Here is a 12,135-nt window from a genome sequence, read left to right as displayed (position 1 = left end):
AATGCAGCAACAACAATTTATTATAGAAGAACTAAATGAAAACGGGCCCATTATTTTGGCAGAAATTCATACAAATGAGCATACATTCTTATATAATAAAAACAAACAACATCCTTCATTGTACAAAAAAGCCAGATTGTTGATTGATACAGGAGCCAGTATTTCGGGATTAGATAAAAATTTAATCAATTACTGCAACTACCCGAATACACAGCATTAGCGCAGGTAGAAGGAGCCGGTGGCTTAGTGCAATTAAAGAAATACCGATGTGTGCTTTATCTGCCTATTTTTTTACAAAAGGGGCTTCCCTTAGATATTGTAGAAGGCAATTTTCAACAAACGCCGTACCAGGGTATTTTAGGCAGAGATGTGCTTCAATTTTGCCATTTTGAATACAGTGGCCCTTCGGGTAAATACATTTTAAAAGCTATCAACTTTTAATAAAACAGGCTATTCCCGGATTTAAACAAAAAAAGGGTATTACATGTCTGTTGAAATAAAAAACAAATAAAATTATACAGGGCATAGGCTTTTGTAGTATTTACAACATAAAAACAGCTAAAAATTCCTTTCATCGCAAATTACAATCCCTCCTAACGGCAATAAATAATCTGTAAAATGTATCTTTGCACGTTAAAAATCAAAAAAAATAATGAGCAGAAACGGAAAAGTATTGGTGGCAATGAGTGGTGGAGTGGATAGTACTGTAACCGCATTAATGCTACATGAACAAGGTTATGAAGTAGTAGGCATTACCATGAAAACCTGGGATTATGCCAGTAGCGGCAGCAGCAGTAAAGAAACCGGTTGCTGTAATTTAGACTCATTTAATGATGCACGACAGGCTGCCGTTCAACATGGATTTCCTCATTTTATATTGGATATACGTGATGAATTTGGAGATTTTGTAATTGAAAACTTTGTTGAAGAATATATTGCCGGCCGTACCCCTAACCCTTGTGTTATGTGTAATACACATATAAAATGGAGAGCCCTGCTAAAGCGTGCCGATGCATTGAATTGCGATTTTATTGCTACAGGGCATTATGCTTCTATATATCAACATACCAATAACCGTTATGTAATTTGTAAAGGAAAAGACGAAACCAAAGATCAAAGCTATGTTTTATGGGGGCTGCAACAGGATTTACTTAGCAGAACTATTTTGCCATTAGGTGGATATCAGAAAACCGAGATCAGACAAATGGCGCATGATTTTGGATATCCTGAACTGGCCAAAAAAAGCGAGAGCTATGAAATTTGTTTTGTGCCGGATAATGACTACCGCGGTTTTTTAAAAAATAAAGTAGCCGGCCTGGAAGAGCGGGTAAATGGCGGATGGTTTGTAGATAAAACCGGAAAAAAATTAGGACAACACAAGGGCTACCCTTTTTATACCATTGGCCAAAGAAAAGGATTGGATATTGCTTTGGGTAAACCTGCTTTTGTAACAGCCATTCACCCCGAAACGAACACTGTGGTATTGGGCGATGAAAAAGATCTGGAACAAAACAACATGGTAGTTACCCGTTTAAATTATATTAAATATGCAGGCATAACTAATGGCATGGAAGCAACCACTAAAATCAGGTACAAAGATAAAGGCGCTTTCAGCAGATTACAAATGCATGAAAATGGAATAGAAGTACAATTTTTGGAACACGTGAAGGGTATTGCACCAGGACAAAGTGCTGTGTTTTATGAAGGCAATGATGTAATTGGTGGTGGTACCATTATGCGTAGCAATTTGGTATAACACCATTTTTTATGAGCTAAGTCTGTTTGGGCTTTTGAAATAATGCAGCAAACATCGTATCGGCTTTTTGGTGATACCCCATTAAAAGTTCTTCCTTTATCAATACCAAACCATAAGCATTAATAATGTATGCCACCATTTCCTGATTTTCCTGTTTAAAAACAGAACAGGTAATATATATGAAGTAACCATCCGGTTTTATTTGAGGAATTGCCTGTTGCACAATTGCCCTTTGCAACCAACTATAAGTGTTTATCTGTGCAGCAGAAAAAAAGAACAATTGTTCAGGTGTGCGGCTCCAAGTGCCGCTTCCTGTGCAAGGCACATCGGCAATAACCACATCAAAATAGCGTTGCAATAATGATTTGGGTAGTGGCTGTGATAAATCTGCCACTATGGCTGTGTAATTGCTTATGTTAGCCGTCTGAAATCGTTTTGATAGATTGTGCAAAATACTTTCCCTAACATCACTCACAGTTAATTGTATGTTACCCCATATATCTTTAGCCAGAATAGATTTGCCTCCACTGGCTGCGCAGCAATCCCATACCAATGGTATTGTATTATTCCACTGAATCAACTGCAAAAATTCAGCGATGCGTTGCGAACTAAAATCCTGTATAACCAGTGCTGCATCTATATTAAAAAGGTGATCTATTTTAGTGCCTGCTTTTACAGCAATGGTTTGATGGCTTAATTGTTGAAACGGAATACCGGCCTCATTGAATCGATTCACTATATTTTCTTTCTCACCCGGACGAATACGAATAAATACATCAGGCTGAGTAAAAAAAGATTGAGTAAAAGCTACTATATCCAATTGTTCACTCACCTCATTTTTAAAAGGAAAAATATCCTCATATTTTAAACCAGAAAATCTTTGCTGCAATACATACCACCTTTGTTGCCATTCAGCAGGCCAATCCTTTAACCATAACGGTTCAAAAACTATCTCCCATACACCGGGTTCTTCCAATAATAAGTATAAAGCAGCTTTCAATCTTATATCTACAGCTACTTCAGATAAAGCCTTACCCAACCTAAAGTAAGCATAACAGGCATTGGTAATTATTTTCCTGTCTTTACTACCATGTTTTTTATGTTGGGCAAAATATTGTTTGATAAAATGTGCCAAAGGCATTTCACCTTTGTATTGCTGAATAATGAATAAAGCAGTATTGAAATAAGATTGGTAGCGCATAATTTTTTATAAGCATAAACGAACATGTAACATTCATCAAACATAATAAAGCTATTAAAAAAACAAAAGAGGCTGTCTCAAAAGTCCGAGGCAGCCTCTTTTTATTCGGTGGGGGGGGTGGAGAAAGTTTTCATTTAAGCCATTCTCAAACGCTTCATTTTACTTTTGAGACTTCCTTTTACTTATTAAAGAACTTCTTTTTTATAACTCTAACAATGTTTTTACGGGATCTTTTCCAAACAACAGCAGTTCAGGGTTTTCCAATAATTCTTTTATCCTCACTAAAAAACTTACGCTTTCCCGGCCATCAATTACGCGATGATCGTAGCTTAAGGCCAAATACATCATGGGGCGTATTTCAACCTTTCCATCAATAGCCATGGGCCGCTCCTGAATTTTATGCATACCCAGAATGGCACTTTGGGGAATATTGATGATGGGTGTACTCATTAAGCTGCCAAATACACCACCGTTGGTAATGGTAAATGTGCCACCCTGTAATTCTTCTGCAGTTAATTTGCTATCACGTGCCTTACCTGCCAATTCAACTACTTTTTTCTCAATTTCAGCCATACTCAGGCTTTCAACATTCCTGATAACCGGTACTGTTAATCCGCGTGGTGTACTTACTGCAATGCTAATATCGGCATAATCGTGATACACCAATTCATCGCCATCAATAAAAGCATTTACGGCAGGCCATTCACTTAACGCAATGGCACAGGCTTTGGCAAAAAAGCTCATAAATCCAAGGTTTACACCGTGGTTTTCTTTGAACTTATCTTTGTATTGTTTACGCACATCCATAATACGGCTCATATCTACTTCATTAAAAGTAGTTAGCATAGCCGTTGTATTTTTCGCTTCAACCAATCGGCGACTAATGGTTTTACGCAGGTTACTCATTTTTTCTTTTCGCACCACACGTGAAAATAATTCTGCACCCGCAAATGCTTTTTTGCCGGGGTTGGATAAAGCTTCCAATACATCATTTTTAACAATTTTGCCTCCAAAACCGGAAGGTTTAATATGGGTTGGATTCATATTTTTATCGGCAATGATTGCGCTGGCAACGGGAGTAGCCTTTACGTTATTCGGAATAGCTGTTACCGGTAACTGCGCCGGTGCAGCAGGGGCTTTCGGTGTTTCTGTGCTCACTGATTCTTTTTTCTCAGTTTCAGCAATGGCAGCAGGCTTTTCAGCTGTTTCATCTATTTGTGCCAATACTGCACCAATTAAAATGGTATCGCCTTCATTGGCCAGAGTTTTTAAAATGCCGGCTTTTTCTGCATTTACTTCAAAGGTTGCTTTTTCGCTTTCTAATTCAGCAATCACCTCATCGCGTTCAACATAAGCGCCATCTTTTTTCAGCCATTTCAGTAAAGTTACTTCACTGATTGATTCTCCAACGGTAGGTACTTTAATATCTATCATAAAATATACTTAATATGTTTTTGTTATCAGCTTTATCACCATGTGCAGCATCTGTTGCGTCGCACACTTGTACAATTGTAATCCTGTGCATCAAATAGCAAATGCAGTATCAATAATTTCCGCCTGTTCCTGTGCATGAATTTTTGAATAACCCGTAGCAGTAGCTGCACTGGCATGCCTGCTGATAATTCCAAAATTCAATTGTGTTAAATTCATTTTCAAAAATGAAGCTGCACCCATGTTGAGGGGTTCTTCCTGTACCCAAAACCATGTTGCTTTGCCGTATTTTTTATACAAAGCCTCTAATTGCCGGTGTGGCAATGGATATATCTGCTCTAACCGAATAATGGCAATATGTGTTGCATTGTCTTTTTTCTGCCGTTCAGCCAGTTCAAAATACAATTTACCTGAACAAAATAAAACTTTCTTAACGCTATCGGGTTGTGACACTAATGTGTCGTCAATTACTTCTTTAAAGCCTCCTGCTGTAAATTCAGAAATATGAGAATACGTTCCGGGATAACGCAAATAAGCTTTGGGTGAAAAATTTATCAACGGCTTTCTAAATGGGAATGCAATTTGCCTGCGTAATAGATGGAAAAAATTAGCGGCCGATGTAACGTTGGTAATAATCATATTTAATTCGGCACACATTTGTAAAAACCGTTCCATTCTGGCACTGCTGTGTTCGGGGCCCTGCCCTTCATATCCATGTGGCAGTAACATCACCAACCCATTCATTCTATTCCATTTTTGTTCGCCACCGGCTATAAACTGATCAATCATGGTTTGTGCACCGTTGCTAAAATCTCCAAACTGTGCTTCCCATATTACCAATGCATCCGGATTCGCCAATGCATAACCGTATTCAAAGCCCAGTACACCATATTCACTTAATAAAGAATTGTAAATGCGGAATTTTTCCTGATGCGCTTGTAAATGTTTTAATCGGTTATAGCCCCGGTTGGTTTCTTCATCCCTAAGAACGGCATGCCGGTGCGAAAAGGTGCCCCGCTTCACATCCTGCCCACTCATCCGCACAATTTTATTTTCTACAATAATACTTGCATAGGCCAATAATTCGGCTGTAGCCCAGTCAATTTTATCTTCGGTTTCTAATAATTTAATTTTTTCCTGTAATAGCTTTTCTATTTTTTTCAATGGCTTAAAATCATCAGGCCAAGTCATAATGCCTTTAAAAAGCCTGCGTACTTCTGCCTCGGGAATTCCTGTTTCAGGAGATTGTATAAAATCATCAGGTGTAGCCTTTCGTAAACTTTTCCAGGCCAATTCAGGTAATTGGTAGGTGTATGGTAATGGCTTTTGTTTTACTTCATCCAATCTTTCCTGTAAATCGTCCCAGAACTTTTTCTCCATTTCTTTGGCTAACTGCTGCGCATCGGGTTCGCCGTGTTGCATTAGATATTGCACATACACTTCCCGCGGATTAGGATGCTGATCGATCAATTTGTACAATTGAGGCTGAGTGTATTTGGGGTCATCGCCTTCATTGTGTCCATGCCGGCGATAGCATACCATATCAATAAAAATATCGGAATTAAATTCTTGACGATACCGGGTGGCTATTTCAACACATTTTACCACGGCTTCGGCATCATCTCCATTCACATGCAATACCGGCGCCTGCACCATTGCTGCAACGGAGGTGGCATAATCGGCACTCCGAGCATCATCAAAATCGGTCGTAAACCCAATTTGGTTATTGATCACAAAATGAAGGGTGCCACCTGTATAATAACCTTTCAGGTTGCACATTTGCAATACTTCATAAATAATACCCTGCCCTGCTACTGAAGCATCGCCATGTATTAATATGGGTAAAATTTTGTCATAATTACTTTTATACAACACATCTGCTTTGGCTCTGGAAAAACCTACTACAACAGGGTCTACTGCCTCCAGATGGGATGGGTTGGGCATTAATTTTAAATGAATAGTTTTATCATCTAAGGTTTTTACCTCACTGCCAAAACCCAGGTGATATTTTACATCGCCACTGCCCATGGTTTGGTCTACTTTGGCGGTTCCTTCAAATTCGCTGAAAATTTGCTCATAGGTTTTACCCATAATATTGGCCAGTACATTCAGTCTGCCGCGATGGGCCATGCCAATTACCACTTCATGAACATCATGATTGGCGGCTGTATTGATGATGGCATCCAAAGCTGCAATGGTAGTTTCACCGCCTTCTAATGAAAATCGTTTTTGTCCAACATATTTGGTGTGTAAAAACTTTTCAAAAATTACACCCTGATTCAGTTTTTCAAGAATGCGTTGTTTTTTGGCCAATGGCAGCGGTTCAAAAAATTCTTTTTCAATGGCCTTGGTTAACCAGTCTACTTTTTTCTGATCGCTGATGTATTTAAATTCAATACCCACATGGTTGGCATAACACAACTGCAGGTGTTGTAAAATATTTCGTAAAGTAGATGCGCCTAAACCAATTAAATTTCCCACCTGAAAGGTTTGGTCTAAATCGGCATTGGATAAATGGTAATGCGCCAGTTCTAAATTAGCGCCTCTGTCTTTTCTTGGTCTGATAGGGTTGGTATTGGCAATGAGATGCCCTTTGTTTCTATAGCCCAGAATCATGCGGTACACATTCACTTCCTTCATCCAGTCAATATTACTGGGTAAGTTGGTGGTTACTGCAATTGCAGGTAACCCGGTTGAGTTACTAATGGCGAAATCAAATCCTTCAAAAAATTTTCTAAGGTCCGGATCTATATTGTCAGGGTTTTTTACAAATTCCTGATATAAACTTTCTATATATGCCGGATGCGAGTTGGTGATGTATGAAAAATCCTTCATTTTGTGCGAGATTGTGCTTGCAATTTAATGGTGTGCAAATATCGTACATTGCATTAAGAAATCAGCTGAATAAATGAATAGATTTACAGATAATTTAATAATACCCATTGCATTTTGGTGCAAAAAATTATTTTTTTGATTTAAATTTTTAATTTTCCCCGAATGCCCTTAACTTTGCCGTCCTTAAAAAAGGATACAATGGCAAATCATAAAGCTACAAAAAAAGATACCAGGCAAGCCGCCAAACGCAGAGAAAGAAATAAGTATTACGGTAAAACCACACGTAATGCCATTCGTGCTTTAAAAGCTACCAACGAAGAAGCTGATTATACAGGTAAATTATCCGATGTAATTTCAATGATTGATAAGTTAGCGAAAAGGGGAATTATCCATAAAAATAAAGCGGCTAATTTAAAAAGTAAGTTATCAAAGAAAAAAACAACGGCTACTGCATAGTATAGTACTCTTTGTCTTGTTTCTATATTTGATGTAAATATTTAAATAACATATATAGCCTCCTGATAAACAGGGGGCTATACTATTTAAGCTTTGGGCAGTACAATGGTAAACCGATTAATAGAATTGTTAACAGCAGTATACAACAAACTTCCCTGATGTAATTGTAAAATTCGCTGAACAATAGACAAACCTAGTCCATAACCTTTCACTTTTTGTACATTGGCACCTCTGAAAAATGGAACCATCATATTGTTACTTTCAGCCTCGGTTAATACAGTACCACTATTTTCAAATTGAATTTTCATTACTGATTTTTCCGGAACAATGGTTATCAGCACTTTTCTGTCATTTGAATAGTTGATTCCATTTTTTATTAGATTTATCATCGCCACTTTTAACAGTGCATCATTGCCCTGCACCATAATGTCTTCTTCATCATCCGGTAATGAAGAAAATTGAAAAAGCACTGTGTCATCCGGAATCATTTTTTGTACATTGGCCATGGTTTCATAAATCAGTTCATCTATTCTTATTTTGGGCCATTGGGTACTTTCGTTCATTTTCTCGTATTGTGATAACAAGAGCAAAGCATTGGTCAATTCAATAAGATTCAGCTCATCCTCTTTTAATGATTGCAATACCAGCACATATTCCTGCTCTGTTAATTTTTTATTTAGAGCCGATTCAGTTTGAGACAGCATGCTGGCCAGGGGTGTACGCAGTTCATGTGATGCATGGTGTACAAAGCTTTTTTGGTTTTCGAAGGCTTTGTTCAGCCTGCTAAGCATTTCATTAAAATTTTGGGCAATTTGCCAAAGTTCATCATGTGTTTTTCGTTCAGGAAGGCGTTTGTTTAAATTTTGTTCTGTAGTATACTTCATTTGTGTACTTAGCAAACGCAGGGGTTTTAAAGCGCCATTTACGAAAAAGAATGAAAATAAAGCGGTAATCAGCAGTCCACCTAAAAATACCATTGTTAAAATAATACGTAAATCGGCTAATTTATTCATACCTACCACATCAACCCCCGATGCAATGATATAATGGTGCGTTTGGGGTATGTACATGGCAACATACTGCCGTTGGTTATCTAAGTATCGATGTTCGCCTATTTTTTTGATGTGGTTTAAAAAGGCCGGTTTAATTGAATATGAAAGTGTATCAGGAATTTTATCGATAACTTTTCCGGTAGAATCAATAAGCAGCAAAGTTTCATCCCAAAGAATAGTTTCGTGCAGCATTTGCACATTTTTAGAGGAAATTTTATTTTTTGGAGTAGCTATTTTGGTTACAAAATCGTAGAATTCTAACCCTTCACTTTTCACCAGCTCATAAAAGTCGGCCTGTCGATAATTAAAGTAAAGTATGTAAATGGTAACGGATGAAATGAGTAAAACAATCGCTACAAAAATGGTAAAAAGCAGGGCAAAGCGAAGTCTTAAACTCATAAGGCAACCGGATTTTTATTTGATGTAATAACCAAATCCCGGCTTGGTATGAATTAGTTTATCATTAAAGGGTTTATCAATTTTGTTGCGAAGAAAACTAATATACACCTCTATTGTATTGGTTCCAGTATCAAAACTCAGATCCCACACTTTTTCCAGAATTTGTTGCTTGGAAATAACTTTTCCTCTGTTGCGTGCCAGCAAAGCCAATAAAGAAAATTCTTTGGCAGTTAATGGTATTTCAGTTCCGGCACGGGTAACCATTTTAGTAGAAAAATCTATGGTTAAATCGCCCACTTCAATATTTTCAAATACTTCTTCCGTAGTTTCAGCATGTTTCAGAGCAACCTTAATTCGGGCATTTAATTCATCAAAATGAAATGGTTTTACAATATAATCATCGGCGCCTAAGTTAAATGCATCCATCTTATCCTGAATTTCGCCTAATGCTGTTAACATAATGATGGGTACTTTGTTATTGGTTTCCCTAAATTGTTTGCAAAGGGCAAAACCGTTTTTGTAGGGCAGATTGATATCTAACAATATCAAGGCATAGTTATGTTCGGCAAAAAGCTTTTCGGCTACCAGGCCATCATAGGCCAAATCAACCCGATAATCGAGTCTTGTTAACTCTTCCTGAATAACCTGCCCCAACTTGGGTTCATCTTCTGCTAAAAGTATTCTGTAGTTTTTTTCCATTAGAATTGATGTATTAACACAGCAAAGTAATGAAAAAACTTTTCCACCACATCACAAATCATGCTTATTGTGTAATTTTTAGAGTATAATCCTGAAAATTTTCCTTTTTTACTTTCAAAACAGAAATAAAATTGGCTGGAAAATTGCGGTTGATAACTCAATGGATGCTGAAGTATGTTGACTTAAAAAAATTATTAAATTTGAAATAGGAAAAAAACTTGCGAAGGGGAAAGGTTGATAATCTTTATCAATCTTTCTCTTTCAAAAGAAAATTAATCAACTACCATATTATCTATCCTCAGGGTTGTATTAGGTACAATGGATACTTTTGTTAGCGGCTGTGTTTTTTCTCTTTAAATTTAAAAATGTTCTAATTGCATTTGCTGAGACTGAATTTGTCTTAAAAGGTTGTGAAGCAATGGCATTAATAAAGTGGTTTTCTTAAATTCTCCATGATATTCATAATAGTTACCTTTCAAATTATTTTTTTTAGGGATTGTGTAACCATGTGTAATACCAATTAATTTTCCTTTGTTATTAATAATTGGACCTCCAGAAAACCCATGATAAGTAAAGATGTTAACTTCAAAGCTATCTGTTGTAGCACCGTTATCGAATACTGTACCATTTGTTACAATCGGTATAGTAAAAATTGGACTTGTAAATAAGGCAAATTTTGTTGGTAACTCTTTTTGATTTTTTACTTTGGTAATTGATTCATTTGGGTATCCTATCGCAATAACTGGTTCTTGATTTTTAACATGAAAAAGCGTGTCAATATCTTTTATGTCTACTGGCTCGTAACCACTTATTTTTAAAAATTTGAATAGTCCATAAGAATAATACGACGAGTCAAGATTAACAACAGCCATATCATTCTCTTTTGAAGAAAATGTAAACAGCTTAGTATTATTTACAAATACTATCTCTGATGGACTACCGATTTCGCCTATAATAGTTCTGTGAGGTCTTAACTCAAAACTATTTAAGTCTATTGAATGAAGAGTGTCATTTTCGACAATATGTATTTCGTTGAAGCAACTGCCCTGTCCAATAGTTGTATCTTCAAATACATGCCTAGCTGAGAGTAGGAAATTATGTTTTTGATAGGTAAACCAAATCGCTGTACCACAACTGGCAGAAAGTATAATTTGATTTACATAATAAGAATGGTTATTAGAATCGATTTGTCCAATCGTTAAGAAGCTGTCAAGCAACAATAAATTATCTCTTTCTGTTTTTGTGTAGCAAAGCACATTTACTGTTGCTTTTGTCCATTTATTGATAATCGCTTCTTTTTCTCCAAATTTTTGAGCTTGGACAATTGTACTGATGGGTAAAAATGCAGCGATTAACAAATATCTCATGTAGGTTAATTGTAGAGGTTGGTTTGGACATAGCCGCTAACACGTTTATTTTCCATAGAATTGTATTTATATTAATTTTAATAAGTATGGTTGAAAATAATATTATTCCAGTTTTTTGATGTTTCCACTTCCAGCAATGTATTGTGACAGGGCAGCTTTTCCTGCATAATAAACAGTACCACTGCCTGCAATGGAAATATCGAGCTGGTTATCTGCAAATACGTGTACATTGCCGCTACCGGCTATTTTAATTTTTACATTTTCTGCTTTCAGGTTCGCACATTTCACATCTCCATTTCCTGCAATGGATATATTTTCATCTTTGGTTTCGCCATTTAAGCTAATATTTCCGGTCCCAGCAATTTTTGAAATTACTTTTGGTGTATTTACCGATAAATTAATATTACCGCTACCTGCAATTTCGGCATGCAATTCATTGCCGCCGCTAAATTTTCCAATACCGGTAATATTGCCGGAACCCGCTATATACACCCCTTCCAAATTTTCAACCTTTACTTTTATTTGAACTCTTTTCCTGGTATCAATACGATAATGATTTTTAACACATATTTCTAAAGTACCATCTCCATTTACACGGGTAATAATATAAGGCAACACATTTTCATCGGCCTGAATGGTTAATCCAACGGGTAAATCCTGTGTAACGGTTACATTAAAATCGCCCATCGATTTAATGGTTTTTACGGATGGAATGGTACGCTGTTGGGTAGTCACAATTCCGTTTCCCGTAATTTTCTGATCGAACCAGAAATTGCAGGAAGAAAATAATACAAGGCTACCAATGATAACCGCCAATGATTTTAGATACATGTAATAGTAATAAAAGTTGAACAATATTTTTAAACCTAACCAATCGCAATAATTGTTTGCAATACTGCCGGAGCATTAAAGTAAAGTTAAATAACAGGGTAAACCAAC

Annotated in this window: 11 protein-coding genes; 4 read left to right on the top strand and 7 right to left on the bottom strand. The window is 36.7% G+C overall.

Going from position 1 to position 12,135, the window contains the following annotated elements:
- The first annotated feature begins 1 nt into the window (after position 1).
- From EO766_RS09585 to mnmA, 3 genes are all read left to right on the top strand, one after another.
- Entirely contained in the window at positions 2 to 220 is a 219-nt protein-coding gene (locus EO766_RS09585) for a hypothetical protein (RefSeq protein ID WP_218331159.1), read from the top strand.
- Positions 221 to 270: 50 nt separating this feature from the next.
- Positions 271 to 441 carry a hypothetical protein gene (locus EO766_RS09580; RefSeq protein ID WP_218331158.1) on the top strand — a complete coding sequence of 57 codons (171 nt, stop codon included), beginning with the start codon at positions 271 to 273 and terminating at the stop codon, positions 439 to 441.
- A gap of 211 nt (positions 442 to 652) precedes the next feature.
- Positions 653 to 1,756: a tRNA 2-thiouridine(34) synthase MnmA gene (gene mnmA / locus EO766_RS09575; protein WP_218331157.1), complete on the top strand. Its 1,104-nt coding sequence runs from the start codon at positions 653 to 655 to the stop codon at positions 1,754 to 1,756.
- Between the two features lie 16 nt (positions 1,757 to 1,772).
- On the opposite strand, the gene EO766_RS09570 is transcribed toward mnmA, so the two are convergent.
- The 3 genes from EO766_RS09570 to EO766_RS09560 form a co-directional block, all read right to left on the bottom strand.
- Positions 1,773 to 2,957 carry an RsmB/NOP family class I SAM-dependent RNA methyltransferase gene (locus EO766_RS09570; protein ID WP_218331156.1) on the bottom strand — a complete coding sequence of 395 codons (1,185 nt, stop codon included), beginning with the start codon at positions 2,955 to 2,957 and terminating at the stop codon, positions 1,773 to 1,775.
- Positions 2,958 to 3,158: 201 nt separating this feature from the next.
- Complete coding sequence (gene odhB, locus EO766_RS09565; RefSeq protein ID WP_218331155.1) at positions 3,159 to 4,391, bottom strand: 2-oxoglutarate dehydrogenase complex dihydrolipoyllysine-residue succinyltransferase; 1,233 nt, start codon at positions 4,389 to 4,391, stop codon at positions 3,159 to 3,161.
- A 90-nt stretch (positions 4,392 to 4,481) separates the two neighbouring features.
- Positions 4,482 to 7,223, bottom strand: coding sequence for a 2-oxoglutarate dehydrogenase E1 component (locus EO766_RS09560; protein ID WP_287100942.1), 2,742 nt, complete (start codon positions 7,221 to 7,223; stop codon positions 4,482 to 4,484).
- Between the two features lie 198 nt (positions 7,224 to 7,421).
- On the opposite strand from EO766_RS09560, the gene rpsT reads away from it, so the two are divergent.
- Positions 7,422 to 7,679 carry a 30S ribosomal protein S20 gene (gene rpsT / locus EO766_RS09555; RefSeq protein ID WP_218331153.1) on the top strand — a complete coding sequence of 86 codons (258 nt, stop codon included), beginning with the start codon at positions 7,422 to 7,424 and terminating at the stop codon, positions 7,677 to 7,679.
- 86 nt (positions 7,680 to 7,765) lie between these two features.
- On the opposite strand, the gene EO766_RS09550 is transcribed toward rpsT, so the two are convergent.
- The 4 genes from EO766_RS09550 to EO766_RS09535 all read right to left on the bottom strand — a co-directional run bounded on the left by EO766_RS09550 (position 7,766) and on the right by EO766_RS09535 (position 12,027).
- Complete coding sequence (locus EO766_RS09550; RefSeq protein ID WP_287100941.1) at positions 7,766 to 9,130, bottom strand: HAMP domain-containing sensor histidine kinase; 1,365 nt, start codon at positions 9,128 to 9,130, stop codon at positions 7,766 to 7,768.
- Between the two features lie 15 nt (positions 9,131 to 9,145).
- Positions 9,146 to 9,829 (bottom strand): response regulator transcription factor, encoded by a 684-nt coding sequence (locus tag EO766_RS09545; RefSeq protein WP_068246664.1) that lies wholly within the window; start codon positions 9,827 to 9,829, stop codon positions 9,146 to 9,148.
- 359 nt (positions 9,830 to 10,188) lie between these two features.
- On the bottom strand, positions 10,189 to 11,196 hold the full coding sequence (locus EO766_RS09540; RefSeq protein WP_218331151.1) for a S1 family peptidase: 1,008 nt from the start codon (positions 11,194 to 11,196) through the stop codon (positions 10,189 to 10,191).
- A 102-nt stretch (positions 11,197 to 11,298) separates the two neighbouring features.
- Positions 11,299 to 12,027 (bottom strand): head GIN domain-containing protein, encoded by a 729-nt coding sequence (locus EO766_RS09535; protein ID WP_074419906.1) that lies wholly within the window; start codon positions 12,025 to 12,027, stop codon positions 11,299 to 11,301.
- Between the last annotated feature and the right edge of the window lie 108 nt (positions 12,028 to 12,135).

Origin of the sequence: Hydrotalea sp. AMD, from assembly GCF_004100315.1 — a bacterium.
GTDB lineage: Bacteria > Bacteroidota > Bacteroidia > Chitinophagales > Chitinophagaceae > Hydrotalea > Hydrotalea flava.
The sequence above is the reverse complement of the archived record's forward strand: the minus strand, read 5'-3'. Positions and strand labels throughout refer to the sequence as shown.

Bases quoted from the DNA above. Each gene is read 5' to 3' on its own strand.
- EO766_RS09560 (WP_287100942.1), bottom strand. From the start codon at position 7,223: ATGAAGGATTTTTCATACATCACCAACTCGCATCCGGCATATATAGAA.
- EO766_RS09540 (WP_218331151.1), bottom strand. From the start codon at position 11,196: ATGAGATATTTGTTAATCGCTGCATTTTTACCCATCAGTACAATTGTC.
- EO766_RS09570 (WP_218331156.1), bottom strand. From the start codon at position 2,957: ATGCGCTACCAATCTTATTTCAATACTGCTTTATTCATTATTCAGCAA.
- EO766_RS09585 (WP_218331159.1), top strand. From the start codon at position 2: ATGCAGCAACAACAATTTATTATAGAAGAACTAAATGAAAACGGGCCC.
- mnmA (WP_218331157.1), top strand. From the start codon at position 653: ATGAGCAGAAACGGAAAAGTATTGGTGGCAATGAGTGGTGGAGTGGAT.
- odhB (WP_218331155.1), bottom strand. From the start codon at position 4,391: ATGATAGATATTAAAGTACCTACCGTTGGAGAATCAATCAGTGAAGTA.
- EO766_RS09535 (WP_074419906.1), bottom strand. From the start codon at position 12,027: ATGTATCTAAAATCATTGGCGGTTATCATTGGTAGCCTTGTATTATTT.
- EO766_RS09545 (WP_068246664.1), bottom strand. From the start codon at position 9,829: ATGGAAAAAAACTACAGAATACTTTTAGCAGAAGATGAACCCAAGTTG.
- EO766_RS09550 (WP_287100941.1), bottom strand. From the start codon at position 9,130: ATGAGTTTAAGACTTCGCTTTGCCCTGCTTTTTACCATTTTTGTAGCG.
- rpsT (WP_218331153.1), top strand. From the start codon at position 7,422: ATGGCAAATCATAAAGCTACAAAAAAAGATACCAGGCAAGCCGCCAAA.